Genomic DNA, 18,777 nt, shown 5'->3' on the forward strand with positions numbered 1-18,777 from the left:
CACATGTCAGACGCTCTTACCAACGGCCTCGGCGCCCGCCGCAATGAAGACATCGCCCTCGACCTCCTCAAGTTCGTCGCCGGCATCACCGGCACCGGCAAAACCACCAGCGGCGGCACCGGCTTCAACGCCCCCTCCGCCCCCAAGCCGGAAGAGCACGTCTCCGAACTGCTCGCGCTCTATGGCCGCTGCCTCAAGGCCATAGAAGGCAAGGAAGCCTAATATCGCAGCGCAATCCAAGTTACGTGTAGCCGTCGCAGGCTGCGGAGCCTTTGGCCGCAACCACCTCCGCATCTACCGCGAGCTCGAAACCGCCAACGCGGGTGTCGAGCTGGTAGCCGCATTGGAGCCCGACGCCACCCGCGCCTCGGAAGTCGCCGCGCAGTACAGCATCCCCGTCTTCTCAACCGTCGATGATCTGCTCAAAGCCGACCTCAAGCTCGATGCAGCCTCCGTCGCGGTGCCCACAGTGCATCATCACGCCGTCGCAGCGCCGCTCCTCGAAGCCGGCATCGACATTCTCGTAGAAAAGCCCCTGGCCTCCAGCCTCGCCGAAGCCGACTCGCTCATCGCCACAGCCGAGAAGAACCAAAAAATCCTGCAACCCGGCCACCTGGAGCGCTTCAACCCGGCCATCCTCGCCGCCGAACAGCGCCTCATCCGCCCCATGTTCTTCGAGGCGCACCGCCTCTCCATCTTCACCCCGCGCTCGCTCGACGTCGATGTCGTTCTCGACCTAATGATTCACGACCTCGACATCGTGCTCACCTTCGCCAACTCACCCGTCAGCGAAGTCCGCGCCGTCGGCCTGCCCGTCCTCTCTCCCAAAGCGGACATCGCCAACGTCCGCGTCGAATTTGAATCCGGCTGCGTAGCCAACTTCACCGCCTCCAGAGTCTCCACCGAGCGCGTGCGCAAGCTCCGCTACTTCGAGCCGCGCCAGTACGTCTCCATCGATTACGCCCGCCGCGACCTGCTCATCATCCAAATCGACGAAAGCCTGCAAAAGGGCCTCGGCGCACCCGCTTCCAGCTCCACCGCGCTCAGCCCCGAGTTCCTGGCCCAGCTCCCGCCGGAGGTCCAAAGCCTCATCCCCCCGCAAATCGCCGCCGCACTAGCCGCAGGCCAAATCGACCCCGCGCTCGTCCGCAAATTCGCCGCCTCCGCAGGCGTAGCGCTGCCTCCCGGCTTCGGCCAGCCCGACACAGCTGTATCGCCAAGCCCCAACCCCGGCCTCAACTTCGTCAAGCCGGAAATCACCGAAGGCGAACCCCTCCGCCTCGAAATCGAATCCTTCCTCAACTCCGTCCGCACCCGCCAGCAGCCGCACGTCACCGCGCACCAAGGCCGCGAAGCCCTCGCCCTGGCCCTCGAAATCCAATCCACCATGGCCGCCCACGCCCACCGCGCCGGCCTCGGCACCTTCTTCACCCCCACCGCCTGAAATCACCGCATATACACATCACGGGTGCCCCATGTCCGTGTGTGGGATATGGGATAACAATCGCCAACCTTGAGCTTTGTATCAGGGCGCGACTTTAGTCGTGCCGAAAATCGCTCAAAAAATGGATCGAACTTTAGCCCTGTGCTCTTCTCCACGCGGGAACACTCTCTGCAACCGCGGTGTCTATATCAACACAGTGGTTCGATTGGCCCTGCGGTTCAAGGCAAAGTTCGGAGTGCCCTAGTCTCCGCTCGCGACGCACTCCCGTGTCCAAGCGGCACGCCCCCGCATTCCCAATCGCCACCGCAAGTTGTTCGAGACTCGATTGGGAACCGGAGGCCACCATGTTTGAAGACGCCACCTTTGAATCCACCGGCACAATCCACACCCGCAGCCGCAGTTGGATGCTCGCCACGCTCACCCTCAACAGCGGAATCCTGCTCACGCTCATCCTGATTCCGCTTCTCTACCCTGGCCAGCTCTCAACGCACCTTACCTTCCTCAGCCCCATCTATACGCCACCACGCCCACCAGCTGCCGTTGCACATCCAACCGCGCACGCACTCGCGCAATCCTCCTCCAGCACGCAAACCTTCGCCGTGCCCACCACCATCCCCACGCAACTCCCAAAGCTCGGCGGCATAAAAACAGACGACCCCGGCACACCCAGCGACTGCATAGGCTGCAGCGGAGACGCAATCGGCACAGGCATCCCCGGCGGCGACCCACTGGCAACCGCCATCCCTGCCACGCCGACCCCACACGTCGTATCCAAACCACTAGGCCACCTCTTTATCTCCCAAGGCATATCTGCCGGCATGCTGCTAGTCCACCCCGCCCCTATTTATCCCGCCATCGCCCGCACCGCCGGCATTCAGGGCACAGTCGTCCTGCAGGCCATCATCTCCAAAACCGGCACCATTGAAGGCCTCCGCGTCCTCAGCGGCCACCCCATGCTCCGCCAGGCCGCCATCGACGCCGTACAAAACTGGCGCTACCGCCCCTACCTGCTCAACGGCGAACCCGTAGAAGTAGAAACCACCATCAACGCAATCTTCTCGCTAAGCCACTAAACACAAAAAGGCCCGCATCTCAACCAAGATGCGGGCCTTGTCTTTCCTAGTCCCTAAGTCCCTACTCCCTGGTCCCTGCAGTTAACTTCTCCCGCGTCAGCTCGTTCCACGCCGCAATCGTCTCCGGCATCGGCGGACTCACAATCCCCGGCTCAATCTTTTCCAATACAGTCTGCGGAGCAACAATCCCCGCAGGCCCGCGCAGCGCACCCTTCACCCAACCCACCGCAGCCAACCCCTGCTCGCCGGTAAACGTCTGCTCCATGTAAAACCACCGCTCATCCCAGCAAACCAGCCGCGTCGCCAGCGTAAACCGAGCAAACAGCGGCAGCGACCTTCGATACGTCATCCAAACCGCACCCACCAGCGGAGCCCATTTCGCACGAATCACATGCTCCAGCAGCCGCGTCCGCGCCAGCAGATGCGTCCGCCCATAGTCCATCACGCTCAGATAGCGCGCATTATTCAAATGCAAATTGAGGTCAATCCCGCTCAACCACACCCGCATCGTCAGCCGGTCTTCTTCCAGCACTCCCAATCGCGGCAACGGCGCAAGATGCTGCCGAATCGCCAGCGCCGGAATCCGAATGAAGTTGATATAGTGCGACACGCCCACTCCCGAGCCTCAGTGTAAAAGAAACCACAACTTCATCCATGAACATAAAAGGAGCCGGGTGCGGGTGCCCCATTCATGCGCAGTTGTATCGCGCATGGGTGGGGTTGCACTCCAGCCGACAAACAAAAACGCCCCGCATTTCATCCCTGAAACGCGAAGCGTTTTCCTGTACCCTACACCCCGTACCCTGCCTTTATGCGCCAAGCAACGCCGGAGCACCCAACCCCGCCCGCACGCGTTCTTCCTTCACCTTCTCCTCGGACACAGTAACCATCTCCCACGCCGAGCGGTCTTTCAACAGCCGCGAAACCAGCGCCGTGTGCATCGCATGCCCCGCACGCTCCGCCACCACGCGCCCCTGAATCCGTCTCCCAGCCAGCGCCAAATCTCCAATCAAATCCAGAACCTTGTGCCGTACATACTCATCCTGAAAACGCAGCGGACCATTCACCGGCCCATCCTTGCCCAGCACAATCGCATTCTCTTCACTCGCCCCGCGAATCAATCCCATATCGCGCAGCTTCTGCTCGTCGGCCTTCCAGCCAAAGGTCCGCGCAGGGGCAATATCGCAGCCATACATCTCCGCCGCCAGATCCACCCTCGCAAAACCCTTCCCCACCGGAGCTGGAAAATCCACCGCGTACTCAATCGAGTAGCTCGCGCCGCCGTTGGTATGCGGATACACGCCAATAAACTTCGCGCCCTCGCGTACCTCAACCGCCTTGAGTATCTTCATATATTCGCGCCGTCTGCGCTGCGCGCGAATCCCCACTTCACCAAACGCCTCGACATACGGCAACGCGCTGCCATCCAGAATCGGCAGTTCAAGGTTGTCCAACTCCACAATGACGTTATCAACGCCCATGCCAATCAGCGCGGAAAGCAAATGCTCCGTCGTAGAGATCAGCACGCTCTGCCGCATCAGGCTTGTGGCATAACTCACCTTCGCCACGTTCCGCCCAATCGCGGGAATCTCAAAGTTGTCGAGGTCGGTTCGCCGGAAGACAATTCCTGATCCCGCCGGTGCAGGCAGCAGCCGCATCGAAACCGGCGCGCCGGAATGTAAACCCACTCCAGCAAATTCCAGGGGCCCGGCAATGGTCTGTTCTAAATGCGCTCGTTGAGCCAAAATTCACTGCTCCAAACTGGGGAAGGACAAAACACAATGCGCCATTCCAAAAAAACTGCATTCAACCGTACTTCAAATGCTGCAAGTGCCAGATTAGACGGATTTTTCAAAATCGTTGTGTGGTAATTTCACCACACTGTGCGGCACATCTACACATTTCAGGGCGAAAATATACCGAAAACTGGAGCCATAACCAGTTTAGAATCTGTAAAATCAACGATACGGCGGTATCGCCTGTCCAGAATCCCATAAAGTGAGCGCGCACCCCAATGATTACTCCCGACCTCAAGGAATCCGCCCCTGAAATCCCCATGCGTGCGCTCCTCGCCGGAGCTCGCCGCAAAGAATCTCAGCTCATCGCGCTCACCGAAAAGCTCGTCCGCGCCGAATCCCCCTCTGACACCAAGGCCGCCGTCGATGCCTGCGGAGAAATCGTCCTCACCCACGCCCGCACACTCGGAGCCCGCATCAAGCTCCACAAGCAGCGCGCCCACGGCAACGTCATCGAGCTTCGCTTCGGCCCCAAGGCAAAATCCGCAGAGAGCCGCACCTTATTACTAGGCCACATCGACACCGTATGGCCCATCGGCACCCTCAAAACAATGCCCTGCAAAATCGCCGACGGAAAGCTATGGGGCCCCGGCACTCTCGACATGAAAGTCGGTGTAGCCATGGCCTTCACCGCCATCGAAATGCTCGAAGAAGCCAATCTGCTGAATCAGGAAGTCATCCTTCTCCTCAATACTGACGAAGAAATCGGTAGCCCCATCTCACGCCCCATCACGGAAGCGCTCGCACAACAAGCAAGCGCCGTCTACGTCTTAGAACCAGCGCAAAACATACCCAACAAAACAGCTGCCTACAAAACCGCCCGCAAAGGCACCGGCAACTGGCGCATTGAAGTGCAAGGCATAGGAGCCCACTCCGGCGTGGACTTTGAAAAAGGAGCCAACGCCCTCCTCGAACTCACGCACCTCATCCAAACCATCAGCAGTTGGACAAACTTAAGCCAAGGCTTAACTGTCTCCGCCAACGTTGCCGGAGCCGGCAACAAGACCAACGTAATCCCCGCCGAAGCCTGGGCAGAAATAGATGTTCGTTTAGCCCGCATAGCCCAAGGCCCCAAGATCACCAACAAATTCGCTAAACTAAAACCCACCGACAAGCGCTGCCAACTAATCATCACCGGCGGCGTAAACCGTCCCCCGATGGAGCGCACCAAAGGCACAGCCGCCCTCTTCTTCAAAGCGCAACAATTAGCCAAAGAAATCGGCCTCGAATTAAACGAAGCCGCCACCGGCGGCGCCAGTGACGGCAACTTCACCTCAGCCATCGGCACAGCAACATTAGACGGCATGGGCGCAGTAGGCGAAGGCGCCCACGCCCCCCACGAATCCATCCTGATTGAGCACTTAGCCCCAAGAACAGCCCTACTAGCCGGACTCTTAGTTACCTAAACAAAAGTGGGTGCCCCATGTCCGTGTGTTCGAACATGGGATAAAAATATTCCCGTCCTAATAACTCGGGATTAAATATATCCTCGTCCTAAATGCCCACAGGACTCATCCGATACCAGCAGACAGGAAACTTCCATTTCCTGACCTTCAGTTGTTACCGCCGCCTCCCCTAAATAACGAGACGGCCCGCGACATTTTTGAATCCGGTCTGGAGCGAACACGGAAGCGCTATAACCTGATGATTGCCGGCTATGTGGTTATGCCCGAACACGTACATCTCCTCGTGAGTGAACCGCGCAAAACAACTTTGGATCAAGCCATCAAGTCCCTCAAGCTCTCGGTAGCGCTACGCCGAACGAAGCGTCCTTTCTGGCTGACGCGCTACTGCGACTTCAACGTACACAACGAGGAAACGCGCATCGAAAAACTCCAATGCGTTCACCGTAATCCAGTCAAGCGCGGCTTAGCCACAAGACCTGAAGACTGGCCATGGTCCAGCTTCCGGCATTATGCAACCGGGATTGAGGATGTGGTGGAAATTGAATCGCACTGGACCGCCGCGAAACGCGGAGGACAATTACCCAATGGCTGGGAACTGAAGAAGGTTCCTTGAAGTGATTGCGATCCCAGGTCCGAACACACGGACCGGGTACCCGCCTAATCCAACCGCGTCAAATAAGCCAGCGCATCGTCATCCTTCAACCGGAGCTTCTTAGCAATCCGCTCCGCCACCTCGCGATTATCCCCGGCAGGCCGAATCCTCACCCAATAAGAATCCTGCCCCGGAAACTCAATCACGTTCGCATCCGGATACTCATCTTCCAGCTTCGACTGCAACTTCAGCGCCTCGTGCTCCTTATGAAAGGCCCCAATCTGCACGCACCACCGCCCGCCAATCTCCATCGGCTTCGGCGTCCGGTAAACATCCACGCGCACATTCACCAGTCCCGCGCGATACACTCCCACCGCCTTCGCCGAAGCAATCGTCAAATCCAGAATCCGCCCCTCAACAAACGGCCCGCGGTCGGTAATCCGCATCGGGCTCGACTCGCCCGTCTTCAAATTTGTCACCACCACCAGCGACCCCATCGGCAGAGTCCTGTGCGCAGCGGTCAAAGCATCGTCAGAAAACACCTGCCCGCTCGCCGTCTTCCGTCCTTTATAAGGAGCGCTGTACCACGTCGCCAGCCCCTCCTCCGTAGAAATCGGCTGATGCGACTGGATAAACTCCATATCCTCCCCATCCACACCGCCCGAAGGCACCGGAGTCACCGGAATCCGCGCCACCGTCCCGCCCCACGTTCCATCCTTACTTGTATTGCTGGTATTGGACCCATTCCCCAACGCAGGCCTTACCCCAGCCATATTCCCGCCAGTCCCCGTACTCGTCGAAGGCGCAGCCGGTGGAGCCGTCTTCTGGCTAGGCATTTTGGCCACATTCACATGATGCCCGCAGCCCGCGGCAAACATCGCCACCACCGCGCCAAACCCCAGGCACGCCAGCCGCCCCTGCAACCCGCTCGAACTCTCCCTATCCAGCACCATCACTCTTGAGGCCCCTTTTGCTCTGCTTTCTCTATCTTGTCGGCCAGGTTCCGCAGCGCTTCAGCCACGCTCCGCATCGCCGTCACCGACTCTTTCTTCACCTGCGGAACCACGTTGTCATTCACATACCCCGCGGCAATCCGCAGCTCGCTCTCAATCCGCGCCCACAAATCTTCCAGCCGCTCCCCAAACCCCGGTTGCGCGCCCGGCCCTTGCCCCGGATACGGATTCGACCCCATATGCAGTCCTCCCGCCTGTGCAAAACAAGCACAAAATCCCAACATCCAGTCTGACGGTCCCCGAATCCCCGAATCAACCCAATCCCGTCCGCACGCACCCCAATCGTCACTAACCATTCAGAGACCCAATCCCGCAAAATCCCCACAAAAAAACGAACCCCGCGCATCCCGCCTCCCGGCAAAACGCCAGAAAGCCAGACACGCGAGGCTCATTTTTCCCCTAACCACCCTGCGCAGGTCAGCACCCATTGCCAGAGCGTAAGTTGGAACACACGGTGATTACGTGTAAACTGAAAAAATCTCGTAAGTCAAACAAAATAATAAACTTATTATCTTTAATTGTATACCGGACAACAGAATCATGCAACACAAAAATCGAAGATGGAGGGTAATACGACATGGACGAATCCCGAATGTACGTCACACTGCCCGAGGCACTTCTACAGGTTCCTTTGCCAAGTGGCTGGACTGTTGCCCATCAAAGCGGGCCGTTGACCGTTATGGGGCCTGAGCTCGACCTGGAGCTCTCATTTGTTGCTCGGCCCGTTGTGGGAGATATGGCGGACCTGCTGCGTTGTGCGTGGCAGGAGGTCAAGCCGGGGTTCGACGCGCCCGTTCTGCAAAAAGTCGATATGCCGGCGCAAGGCGGTTGGGATGGTGAGGTCCACGTTGCATATGACGCACCTGAGAGCGAGAGCCGCGTTGTGTTTGCCATCGCTCGCTTCCTTGGCGACCGCGCCTTTCTTACCCTGGCCGACGGCACCAGGGCTGCTTTCAGCCGGCGAATTGCGCAATTCTCAGAGTTGCATAATGCATGGAAACCTACCGGGCTGAAAGAGCCAAGCCTTCTTGGCGTCTCACCGAAGCCGTTCGGTGACGAGGAACGAGATGCCATGAGCCGTTTTATCGACTGGGCCATGCAGCAGGTTGAAGTTCCCGGCCTCGCCATTGCTATCGTTCAGAACGGTGAGACTGTCTACGCGGAAGGCTTCGGGGTATGCAGGACTGGCGGTGAGGAACACGTAACAGCAGAGACCCGCTTCATGATTGGATCATCAACAAAGCCGCTGACGACCGCGATGATGGCCCGGTTGGTGGACTTGGGCCATTTCACATGGTCAACTCCCGTGACGGAGGTTTTGCCCGTATTTGCTCTCGCGGATGAAGACGTAACGCGTCGCCTAGAGATGCGTCACACGGTAAGCGCCAGCACAGGCATGCCCCGGCAGGGCCTCAATCTCGTCTTTCGGTTTCGCAATATTCTCCCGGAGGATCGCATCGCAGAGATGCGGCAGATGCGTCCGACGACCGGCTTTGGCGAGACCTTTCAATATTCAAACTACCTCGTTGCCGCAGGCGGTTACGCCGCTGCCCACAGCTATGTTCCTGATGTTGGGCTACAGGATGCCTATGACCACGCGATGAGGGAGCTGGTCTTTGAGCCTCTGGGAATGTCGCACACCTCCATCCTCTGCATTGATTCGCCTCTTGACGCCGCGCCTCACAGCCGCGACCTGAATGGGACAGCCGTTCCCATCGAGCCCGCGCTGGAACAGTTCGCCGACGCTGTAGCCCCGGCTGGATCGATCTGGTCGAACGTTCTCGATATGGCCGAATACCTGAAGTGCGAGATGCGCGACGGGTTGAATGCTCAAGGCAAGCAGATCATCTCAACAGAGAATCTGCTGGCGCGCCGCATCCCTGCCATCAAGATCGACGGGAAAACCAGTTATGGATTGGGCTGGTTTCTAAAGGACCGGCAAGGCTTGGCTGAAATCGGCCATGGAGGCAATACACGCGGCTTTACCGCAGATATGTTCTTCCTGCCGGAGCACCGCATCGGCATGGTGATCCTCACGAACCTTCAGCTCGCCAATCAATTCCTGGCATCGGTAGAGCAAAAGTTGATAGAGCTACTCTTCGGAGCGGAGCCAAAGGCTGAGGCCATGGTAACCGCCGAGAAGAAAGCTCGCGACGAGTCTGCAGAGGCCATGCGTGGACGAATCAAGACCGATGCGGAATCCACGGCATGGATTGGTGAGTACACCGGCAACTACACGTCGGAGGAGTTGGGAACAGCGCGTATCTCACGAGTCGCGGATGGTTTTGAAATTGAGCTTGAGGCCGGTTCCAGCAAGCTCGGCACAGAACAATCCGGCACGAATCGGCACATTGTTCTCACAACCCCACCCTGGACAACGAAACTTCAGCCAACAGACGATCCGAATAAGTTGCTGGTCGATGGCGGCCAAACGACATATCAATTCATTCGGGTTGGCGAGCAGACTTCCTGAGTCGTGAAGCAAAGGTCCGCCAGCGAGGATTGGCAACGTCGTGCCGCCTTAATGGAGAAAGCGCAAAAAACGGCAGGCAAGAAAGGGCGAAAGGGCCTTGTTTTCTTCCCTGCCGTTTTCCGCTAGGTCACATAGCCGCAGCTTGACCTCCTGCACCCATACCCTCAGCCCGATTCTCCCCCACTCCCCGCCTCCGCCAATTACCCCAAATGGGAGATATCTTCAGCCCCCCGCCAAATCCCCCACGACACCTAAGTCCTGGTTCCCCTAAGCCCCAGTCCCCTCAATCCCTTAGTCCCCTAGCCCCAGCGAAGCCCCCCATTTCCCCATTCACTCCCTGTATTCCCCATTCGCTGTAAGCGCTTTGGCTTGCCCACCCCCACTCGATAGGATATTCATGCAAACTAGGCCTCCGAAACACTCGCACGACGAAAAAATGGAGGCCAGCCCACGGAAGCCAGAGCACCACGAAGGCCAGCCGTAGGCCACTGATTTCAAAGGAGAATCGCACCATCATGGCAAAAGCGATTAAATACGCAGAATTGGGCGCAGTCTACGCGGCCAAGGCAGCTTGGAGCGTCTTCGAGCGCCTCAACCGCATCAGCCCCAACCCCTCGTTCACGCCCAAGTGGAGCGACAAGCCCCTCCTCAAGTCCTACCAGAAGGAAAAGCCGCCCCTAGGCTGGCCCCGCACCACGGACTCTCTCTGTCCCAAGTGCGTCCCCGAAATCCGCCAGCAGATCCTCGACGGCAAGCTTCCCCACGAAGTCCTTCTGAATGAGAAGGTTGGCGAAATCAAGGCCCAGATCATCGAGCGCGACGGCCAGATCCTCATGGTTAAGGACTGCCCCAAGCACGGCCACTTTGAAGACGTCATGTCCATCGACCCGGCCTTCTTCAAGCACCTCGAAGAGTCCTTCCCCGGCCGCGACATCCGCGCCCACAACGACAAGGATCTCCACAACCACGGCACCTCGACGGTCACACACGGCCGCGGCTCGGTCCTCACCATCGACCTCACCAACCGCTGCAACATGATGTGCGACCCCTGCTTCATGGACGCCAACCAGGTCGGCTTCGTCCATGAACTCCAGTGGGAAGAGATCAAGACCATGCTTGACAACGCCATCACCATCAAGCCGCGTCGTCAAATGTCGGTCCAGTTCTCCGGCGGCGAGCCCACGCTCTCGCCCTACTTCCTTGACGCCGTAGCCTACGCCCGCAAGGTCGGTTACAACTCCGTCCAGGCCGCCTCCAACGGCATCGAGTTCGCCAAGTCCAAGGAACTCTGCCGCGCCGCCGGCGAAGCCGGACTCCGCTACGTCTATCTCCAGTTCGACGGTATCGGCAACGCTGCCAACTCACACCGCAAGGTCGGCAACATGTTCGACGTCAAGCTTCAGGCGATTAACAATCTCCATGAAGCCGGCGTAGAAATCGTGCCCGTGACGACCATCGTCAACGGCATCAACAACGAGCAGGTGGGCCGCATCATCGAGTTCGCCCTCGACAACCCCAAGAAGATCTCCTTCCTCTCCTTCCAGCCCGTCTCCTTCACTGGCCGCGACGAGGACATCACCGACGAGCGCCGTTTCGCCCAGCGTTACACACTCTCGCACATGGCGCACGACATCAAGAACCAGATGGGCATCGGCGAGCCTTCGCGCGACTGGTTCCCCATCTCCTTCATGTCCACCTTCTCTGACTGGGCCGACCTCATCCACGGACCCGGCGCCGAGTGGGGCCAGCTCTCCTGCGGCTGCCATCCCAACTGCGGCATCGGCATGGCCATGATGATTGACAAGGAAACCAAGGAAGCCGCGCCCGTCACGGCCTTCCTCCACATGGACCAGGTTGCCAAGGACTTGGCGAAGGTCAACGACGCCGCTCGCGGCAAGTGGCTTTCGGTCATCGGCTTCGGTCTTGCTCTGCTGCGCAACTACGATCCGTTCCAGTCGCCCACGCACTTCAAGATCACCGACATGCTCAAGAAGATGGACAAGACCTTCAACGCCACCGGCAAGAACTACGGCTCGGTAAAGGGCGACCGCACCATGGACGACATCCAGAAGCGCCGCCAGGACCGTTGGAACTTCCTCTTCATCGCCGGCATGTGGTTCCAGGACCTCTTCAACTACGACTTCCGCCGCACCGAGCAGTGCATCATTCCGTATGCCACGCAGGAAGGCGAAATCTCCTTCTGCGCCTACAACACCGGCATCGGCTGGCGCAACATCATCGAGAAGATGCACATGACGGCTACTCTGACCAAGTGGTATGAGGAGCACGGCCGCCACGAAATCTTCGCCGGTGGTAAGGAAGTTGGCATGGCTTATGTGGGCCACGAGCTCAAGCTCAACATGGACCACGTCAACGCGGAAGCCAACCACACGCTGGACAATCTTGGCATTGCGAAGAACGCCCGCGAAGAAAAGATTCGCGCCCGCGACGAAAAGCTGAAGCAGGACGCCGAAAACGCCAAGATGGCCCGCCTCTACCGCGAGCACGTCCTCGGCGAAAAGCCAGTAGAAGGCCTAGTCCGTCTCGATGCCATCGCCCCCGCCAAGCCCGTCCAACCCGCCGAACCAGTAGCCGGCGACTAGGTATTGCATGCAGCCACCGCGCCTACGGCGCCAAAAACCAAAGGCCGCTCCCACCGGAGCGGCCTTTCTCGTTCTTCATTACTCGTACCAACCTAAGCGAAGTTGAAAATCTGCGGGTGCCCACAACTAGAATGGACCTCATTTGAGATCAGGGCACCCGTCAGACCCTAACTTTTGCCTCCGTCTTCTTCTAGGAACATAGAAACCGGTTTAACATCTGGCTCACACAAAGCTCTGAGTTCATCTATCATTTGCTGAATCACGGCATCCCCCCTCGGGGAGATTCGTTTGCGGCGTTGAAAAAGGTACTCTAGCGGAGCAAGAATCCTAGTGGTGGCTTTAAGAAAAACACTTTCCGGCAGATGCTCTTGAGCGAGAGTGCATATCTCAAGGACTCTTTTAAACAGGTCGCTGAAGGCGGGGTGGCTTATGTCCAAGCGGTCTTCGCGACCTATCCGAAGTAGATTCCTTCGGGAAAGCGATAACACCTCTTCCAATATGTCCCGATCAGAACGTCGAGCATTGTCTGCGGCGTCGGCGGCCTCTTCAAGCTGCTCTGATACTTTTTCCTCCAGCTTCGGCCACCACATCTCAAATACACTTTCTAGCACATCGGAAGCTAGGGCAGCATCTCCCAACTCAGTGTTAATTGTTTTCAAAACACGCCGCATCTCGTCTTTGCCGAATTTCGCCGCTTGAAACTGTACAAGCGGCCCCTTAATATCAGTAGGCTCAATTTCTCCGAACAACAATGGGCAGACTTTTGAACGGTCTAGATTCTTCGAGAGCGCACCCGCTTCAAATACCAGCCACGATGCTTCTGGATTCTCCGGCGTAATGAAGAGAAGAGCAACGCGGCTAGCTTCAAGTTCCTTCGCTATTTCGCTTGACCATCTTGAACCCTTTGAAACGTCGTCAGGACTAAAATATGGACGAACAGCTTGGAGTACACTGGGAAGCCAATTTCGCATGACCTCCGCAATAGCCTTGCTGCGGCCACCAGACCAGCTTAGGAAAACCTTCATTGTCGTACCTCTTTGGAGTCTTGTTGGGAATTCTAACTGATACATTCCGGGCGGGTGGACGGATGGCCCATATCTTAAGTCGTCAGTTCTCTCACCCATGTTGGGTGCCCCAGGTCCCTGGTGTTGGGACCTGGGATACCACGAACCTCAACCCTCTGGCCTTTTCCTCTTTATCCAACCCGGCAACTCTCCACCGCGCCGTGCGGCAGTCCAGAAGGACTCAATCTCCACGGCTCCCTGCTCCCCAGTCGAGTAATGCCGGCAACTCGACCACGCCCAGTCCTCCGGCCTTTCGACCAGGCCGCGGCGGACCGGGTTGAGGTGCATGTAACGAATCTTCTCCACCCTCTTCTCTTCGTTGTGCACGTTGAAGTCGTAGTACCGGGCCTGCCAGAAGGGCCGTTCCGGGCGCTGCGACGAAACCGAAAGCTTGAGCGGCGGGTGGCCCATGTCTCAGGCAGTTCGTTCCACCTCAAACGTTGGGTGCCCCATTCATGCGCGTTCTTTGCGCATGGGTGGGATATCACGAATGCCCGTTCCCCCACCATCAACCAACTCACGTTCCCGCCGCTCCCAGGTCCAGTGTGACTCAATCTCAACCCGTCCCATCTCACCCTTCGACCAATGACGGTAACTCGACCACGGCCAGTCCTCCGGTTTTTCCACCAGCCCGCGCGTCACAGGATTGCGGTGAATGTACCGAAGTTTCTCAACGAATTTCACCTGCGTAAAAACATTGAAAACGTAATAACGAGCCTGCCAGAAAGGCTGTTCCCCTCTCTTGAGAACTTTCGCAGTCTCACCCTTGAGAACACTCACAGACGTACCAAGCGAATGCTCCGCTGGCTCAGTCAACAAAAGGTGAACATGCTCGGGCATGAGTACATAGCCAAAGACAAAGAATCGATGACGCAGGCGAACAGCTTCCAGCATTTGTTCAAAGACTATGCGTGCACGGTCATCATTCAATTTCGGCAGTCGACGATAACAACTGAAGGTTATGAAATGATAATGGCCTTCGGTCTGATAGCGTTTCAGGCGGCTCGGCATGGGGGTTTTCGGGAGATTGTATTCCGTCCCCCCCATCCATGCGCAAAAAGCCGCGCATGAATGGGGCACCCACTGCTCTCCTATCGACGCCTAATCCCCGGCAAAGAACTCCGGATTGCTATGCCCCTGGTTTTCTCCCATCGCGATAGCCATCAACAGCCCGGCAATCACAATCAGCACCGCCCCGCCGACCATGAACATCGTAGGCGTCTCCCGCCACAGGATGTACGTCACAATCGCGCCCGTCACCAGTTGCGTATAGTGGCACTGCGAAACATGCACCGCCGAAGTATGCTTCAGCGCCGAGAAGAAGCTCATCGTCCCCAGCACATAAAAGATGCCGACAGCCAGCAGGTTCACCGTCAGCCGCACCGTCAGCGGCTCCGCATGAATGAGCACCAGCATCAGCCCACCCGCAACCGTCAGCACCATCCCGGAAGAAAATGTCAGCGCTTCCGGTGTCTCCGTCTGCGTCAACACCCGTGACCAAACCATATTCGCCGAGAAGCAGGCCACACAAACCATGCAGGCCACATACCCAACCCAGTCGCCCTGCCGAGCCCCGCCAAACGGATTCACAGCCACCACCACGCCGGCAAACCCCAGCACCACGGCCACAATCTTCTTCCAGCTAAGCCGCTCATGCAGAAACACAGCCGAGAGCAGCGCTGTAACCATCGGCGCCAGAAACACCAAAATATAGAACAGCGTCAACGGCAAATGCCTTAGCGCAACCACCACGCAAAGGTTATTCCCAAGGTCGAGGCAAGACCGTATCGCATGCGCCTTGATATTCCGCGGCCGCAGCATGCCTAGATTCTTCTGCGCCAGCGCCCGCAAAAACAGCGCCATCACGGAAACGAACCCCATCGACATAGAGATCTCGTAAACCGGCAGCGCCGAGCGCCCGGCAATCTTGATGCTTGTATCGGTAAAGACCCAAAAGGTAAACCCAGCCAGCGCCAGCCCAATCGCGCCCCAGTGCGAAACATCTTGCGAATGCGAAGCGGAAGACTCCATCATGCCACGCTCGGCAAAAGGAGCACAAACAATAAGGAAAGTGTGAGAAACGCGTGCATGTACTTTAAGGCTACCAGAGCCGCGCCCTCGCACATGAATCGCGCTTCAATGCAAAACGCCGCCGGCAACGCCTCACACATTGCCGGCGGCGCGCTCCAAACAAGCTACTGCTTCTTCGAACCGTCCTTAGCGCCGTTCACCGCGCCAACGGTCGTATCTTTCGTCTTGTCATAGGCCTTCACCGTGCCTTTTTTCGTCGCGTGATAAGCCTTCTTGGTTCCTTTTTTGGTCGAGTGGTAAGCCTTTTTCGTATGCTTCTTCGTCGAGTGGTAAGCCTTCTTGCTGGTATCCGCAGTCGCGTCGTACGCCTTCTCTGTACCATGCGCCGTAGCGTCGCCAGCCTTCTTCGCGCCATGCGCCGTCGCATCATAGGCCTTCTTGGTTCCCTTGCCCAGAGCCTTGGCCGCATCGGAAACCGGCTCCTGCGCCGCAGCAGAACCAGCCAGTGTCAATGGTTGAGCCGCAGCCGCTACGCTGGAAAGCGTAGAACCAAAAGCCAGCAGGCACGTTGCAACGAGGGGGAAAGTGCGTTTCATTCTCATGAGCCGAACTATAGCCTAAAACCCCTCCTTGCGGCCTGAAAAATTTCCATCCCATGTGACGAGCCATTCCCCGCCGCGCCGCCACAGCGCTATCATGAACGCACCTGAAAGACGCACCCGCAACAAGGAGCCTGCAATGAGCGAGACACCCAGCACCCTCAAGACCGGCCGCCGCGAATTCCTGAAAACCGGCACAGCCGCAACCGCCGCCCTGCTCGCCACCGGCGTCGCCCGTGCAGACGGCCCGCACCAGCTCCCTGCCCTGCCGTCGAATCCCGTCACGCTCGCCTCCATGCCCACGCGCAACCTCGGCCGCACCGGCTACAAGGTCGGCCTCTTCTCGCTCGGCGGCCAGGCATCTCTTGAAAAAGCCAATAACTTCGACGTAGCCGTCCCCATCATCGAGCGCGCCCTCGACCTCGGCGTCAACTACATCGACACCTCCTCCATCTACGGAGGCCCCGAGCGCTGGAGCGAGCAGTACGTGGGCCGCGTCATGGCCAAACGGCGCAAGGAAGCCTTTATTGCCACCAAGACGAAGGAGCGCACCCGCGAAGGCTCCATGCAGATGATCGACAAGTCGCTCAAGCTCCTCCAGACCGACCACATCGATCTCTGGCAACTCCACGACGTAGGCACCATGCACGACGTAGACGAAATCTTCGCCAGGGGCGGAGCCATGGAAGCCCTGCTGGAAATGCAGCAGCAGAAAGTCGTGCGTTATCTCGGCATCACCGGCCACTACCGCCCCGACGCGCTCATGGAGTGCATCCGCCGCCACGACTTCGACACCATCCTCATGGCTATGAGCGCCGCAGACCCGCACCACTACAGCTTCAATGAAGCACTGCTGCCGCTCGCCGTCGAGCGCCAGATGGGCATCATCGGCATGAAGATTCCCGGCCGTGGCCGCATCCTTTCAAGTTGGCAGCCGCAGCCGCTCGAAGTGCAAAAGCACATGTGGGAAGGCATGGTCCCCGCGCCCACCTCCGGCACGCTCACCATGCGCGAAGCCATGTACTACACGCTCTCGCGCCCGGTCAGCACGGTCATCATCGGCTGCGACACCATCGCCCAGCTCGAAGAGAACGTACACCTCGCCCGCAACTTCACCCCGCTCACCGACAAGCAGCAAACGGAACTGGTAGCCAAAGCCGAGCCAGTCGCCAAGCCCTCACTCTTCTTCCGCTTCTACGACCGCCCCTAGTCTGCTGCTCGTAACGCAAAATGCAGCCCGTGGCGCCGAAGGCGCAGTAAAGAGGCGCCCACGACGCTCGCACCACGCGCAGTGGGCCCGTCCGGCAGGACAAAACGCTACAATCACCTTGTTATGACTCTCACCACCGAACTCTCCCAAGCCGAAAAACTCGACCAGCTCGCCGAAGTAGCCATCAAGGTAGGCCTCGGCCTCACCGCAGGCCAGGAGCTCGTCATGACCGCCCCCTTCGACGCCGCGCCGCTCGCCCGCAAAATTGCCGAGCACGCTTACCGCGCCGGAGCCTCACTGGTCACCACGCTCTACGCCGACGACGAAGCCACCCTCCTCCGCTACAAGTACGCCCCCGACGCCGCTTTCGACAAAGCCGCCACATGGCTCTACGAAGGCATGGGTAACGCCTTCAAGAGCGGAGCCGCACGCCTCGCCATCACCGGCGCAAGCCCGCTCCTGCTCTCGAACGAAGACCCCGCCAAAGTAAGCCGCGCCAACAAAGCCGTCTCCATCGCCTACCGCCCCGCGCTCGACCTCATCACTCGTCACGAAATCAACTGGACCATCGTTGCCGCAGCCACTCCCGCATGGGCGCAGGCAATGTTCCCCAACGACACACCGGAAGATGCGCTAGCCAAGCTCTGGGACGCCATCTTCGCCACCACCCGCATCGGCAGCAGCGACCCCGTAGCCAACTGGAAAGCCCACGACGCCGGCCTGCACCAGCGCGCCGCCTTCCTAAACGAAAAGCGTTACTCGGCATTGCATTACACAGGCCCCGGCACCAACTTTACGCTCGGCCTCGCCGACGATCATCTCTGGATGGGCGGCGGCACCACCGCGGGCAACGGTCTCTACTGCATTCCCAACATGCCCACGGAAGAAGTCTTCACCACGCCGCACAAAGACCGCGCCGACGGCATCGTAACCGCCTCCAAGCCGCTCTCGCATCAGGGCACGCTGATCGAAGGCATCCAGGTCAAGTTCCAGTCCGGCCGTATCGTCGAAGCCCACGCCACCAAGGGCGAAGAAGTCCTCAACCAGCTCATCAGCACCGACGATGGCGCACGCCGCCTCGGCGAAGTAGCGCTGGTGCCGCACTCCTCGCCCATCTCTCAGAGCGGCCTCACCTTCCTCAACACTCTCTTCGACGAAAACGCCGCCTCGCACATCGCCCTTGGGCAGGCTTACACCTCCTGCATCAAGGACGGCGACAAACTAAGCAACGAAGCGCTAGCCGCGAAGGGAGCCAACTCCAGCCTCATCCACGTAGATTGGATGATCGGCTCCGGCGACCTCGACATCGACGGCATCACCGCCACCGGAACCCGCGAACCCCTGATCCGCCAAGGCGAATGGGTTTAATTTTCATCGAAAGCATACCTTTGAAGTTTTTAGGTAGGGCAGGGCTTTGGCCCTGCCACAAAGGTACTCATGGAAGAACAGGGCTTCCGCCCCTCGGGTATGCTT

Annotated in this window: 18 protein-coding genes; 9 read left to right on the forward strand and 9 right to left on the reverse strand. The window is 58.6% G+C overall.

Annotation, left to right across the window (positions count from 1 at the left end; translation table 11 throughout):
• Nucleotides 1-3 precede the first annotated feature (3 nt).
• The 3 genes from AC5S3R_RS02685 to AC5S3R_RS02695 all read left to right on the forward strand — a co-directional run bounded on the left by AC5S3R_RS02685 (nt 4) and on the right by AC5S3R_RS02695 (nt 2,517).
• Nucleotides 4-222, forward strand: coding sequence for a hypothetical protein (locus AC5S3R_RS02685; RefSeq protein ID WP_494265081.1), 219 nt, complete (start codon nt 4-6; stop codon nt 220-222).
• A gap of 1 nt (nt 223) precedes the next feature.
• Entirely contained in the window at nt 224-1,444 is a 1,221-nt protein-coding gene (locus tag AC5S3R_RS02690) for a Gfo/Idh/MocA family protein (RefSeq protein WP_494265401.1), read from the forward strand.
• A gap of 344 nt (nt 1,445-1,788) precedes the next feature.
• Complete coding sequence (locus AC5S3R_RS02695; protein WP_494265082.1) at nt 1,789-2,517, forward strand: energy transducer TonB; 729 nt, start codon at nt 1,789-1,791, stop codon at nt 2,515-2,517.
• Between the two features lie 61 nt (nt 2,518-2,578).
• Here AC5S3R_RS02695 and AC5S3R_RS02700 read toward each other — a convergent pair whose 3' ends face one another.
• Complete coding sequence (locus AC5S3R_RS02700; RefSeq protein ID WP_494265083.1) at nt 2,579-3,127, reverse strand: thioesterase family protein; 549 nt, start codon at nt 3,125-3,127, stop codon at nt 2,579-2,581.
• A gap of 199 nt (nt 3,128-3,326) precedes the next feature.
• Nucleotides 3,327-4,262, reverse strand: coding sequence for a UDP-3-O-acyl-N-acetylglucosamine deacetylase (lpxC, locus tag AC5S3R_RS02705; RefSeq protein WP_494265084.1), 936 nt, complete (start codon nt 4,260-4,262; stop codon nt 3,327-3,329).
• A 269-nt stretch (nt 4,263-4,531) separates the two neighbouring features.
• On the opposite strand from lpxC, the gene AC5S3R_RS02710 reads away from it, so the two are divergent.
• Together AC5S3R_RS02710 and AC5S3R_RS02715 are read left to right on the forward strand one after the other, a co-directional pair.
• On the forward strand, nt 4,532-5,719 hold the full coding sequence (locus AC5S3R_RS02710) for a M20 family metallopeptidase (RefSeq protein WP_494265085.1): 1,188 nt from the start codon (nt 4,532-4,534) through the stop codon (nt 5,717-5,719).
• A 238-nt stretch (nt 5,720-5,957) separates the two neighbouring features.
• Nucleotides 5,958-6,332, forward strand: coding sequence for a transposase (locus tag AC5S3R_RS02715; RefSeq protein ID WP_494265086.1), 375 nt, complete (start codon nt 5,958-5,960; stop codon nt 6,330-6,332).
• Nucleotides 6,333-6,376: 44 nt separating this feature from the next.
• On the opposite strand, the gene AC5S3R_RS02720 is transcribed toward AC5S3R_RS02715, so the two are convergent.
• A complete protein-coding gene (locus AC5S3R_RS02720) occupies nt 6,377-7,264 on the reverse strand; it encodes a septal ring lytic transglycosylase RlpA family protein (protein ID WP_494265087.1) in 888 nt (295 codons plus the stop codon).
• The gene (locus AC5S3R_RS02725; RefSeq protein ID WP_494265088.1) at nt 7,264-7,503 is read right to left on the reverse strand and encodes a hypothetical protein; all 240 of its coding nucleotides are present in this window, start codon (nt 7,501-7,503) and stop codon (nt 7,264-7,266) included. Before AC5S3R_RS02725 ends, AC5S3R_RS02720 begins: the two co-directional genes overlap by 1 nt.
• Before the next feature lie 398 nt (nt 7,504-7,901).
• Between AC5S3R_RS02725 and AC5S3R_RS02730 the strand changes: the two genes are divergently transcribed.
• The gene (locus tag AC5S3R_RS02730) at nt 7,902-9,797 is read left to right on the forward strand and encodes a serine hydrolase domain-containing protein (RefSeq protein WP_494265089.1); all 1,896 of its coding nucleotides are present in this window, start codon (nt 7,902-7,904) and stop codon (nt 9,795-9,797) included.
• 515 nt (nt 9,798-10,312) lie between these two features.
• Nucleotides 10,313-12,400 carry a radical SAM protein gene (locus AC5S3R_RS02735; protein WP_494265090.1) on the forward strand — a complete coding sequence of 696 codons (2,088 nt, stop codon included), beginning with the start codon at nt 10,313-10,315 and terminating at the stop codon, nt 12,398-12,400.
• Between the two features lie 167 nt (nt 12,401-12,567).
• Here the strand turns inward: AC5S3R_RS02735 and AC5S3R_RS02740 are convergent, their stop codons facing one another.
• From AC5S3R_RS02740 to AC5S3R_RS02760, 5 genes are all read right to left on the reverse strand, one after another.
• Nucleotides 12,568-13,425, reverse strand: a complete 858-nt coding sequence (locus AC5S3R_RS02740) for a TIR domain-containing protein (protein WP_494265092.1) — start codon at nt 13,423-13,425, stop codon at nt 12,568-12,570.
• Between the two features lie 147 nt (nt 13,426-13,572).
• Nucleotides 13,573-13,875 (reverse strand): hypothetical protein, encoded by a 303-nt coding sequence (locus tag AC5S3R_RS02745; RefSeq protein WP_494265093.1) that lies wholly within the window; start codon nt 13,873-13,875, stop codon nt 13,573-13,575.
• Between the two features lie 42 nt (nt 13,876-13,917).
• The gene (locus AC5S3R_RS02750) at nt 13,918-14,475 is read right to left on the reverse strand and encodes an REP-associated tyrosine transposase (protein ID WP_494265094.1); all 558 of its coding nucleotides are present in this window, start codon (nt 14,473-14,475) and stop codon (nt 13,918-13,920) included.
• A 90-nt stretch (nt 14,476-14,565) separates the two neighbouring features.
• On the reverse strand, nt 14,566-15,498 hold the full coding sequence (locus AC5S3R_RS02755; protein ID WP_494265096.1) for a DMT family transporter: 933 nt from the start codon (nt 15,496-15,498) through the stop codon (nt 14,566-14,568).
• A gap of 161 nt (nt 15,499-15,659) precedes the next feature.
• Complete coding sequence (locus tag AC5S3R_RS02760) at nt 15,660-16,091, reverse strand: hypothetical protein (protein WP_494265099.1); 432 nt, start codon at nt 16,089-16,091, stop codon at nt 15,660-15,662.
• Between the two features lie 142 nt (nt 16,092-16,233).
• On the opposite strand from AC5S3R_RS02760, the gene AC5S3R_RS02765 reads away from it, so the two are divergent.
• Both AC5S3R_RS02765 and AC5S3R_RS02770 read left to right on the forward strand, forming a co-directional pair.
• Complete coding sequence (locus tag AC5S3R_RS02765; protein ID WP_494265100.1) at nt 16,234-17,304, forward strand: aldo/keto reductase; 1,071 nt, start codon at nt 16,234-16,236, stop codon at nt 17,302-17,304.
• A gap of 123 nt (nt 17,305-17,427) precedes the next feature.
• Nucleotides 17,428-18,672: an aminopeptidase gene (locus AC5S3R_RS02770; RefSeq protein ID WP_494265102.1), complete on the forward strand. Its 1,245-nt coding sequence runs from the start codon at nt 17,428-17,430 to the stop codon at nt 18,670-18,672.
• Nucleotides 18,673-18,777 lie beyond the last annotated feature (105 nt).

It is taken from the genome of Occallatibacter sp. FHG110214_02, assembly GCF_059115385.1.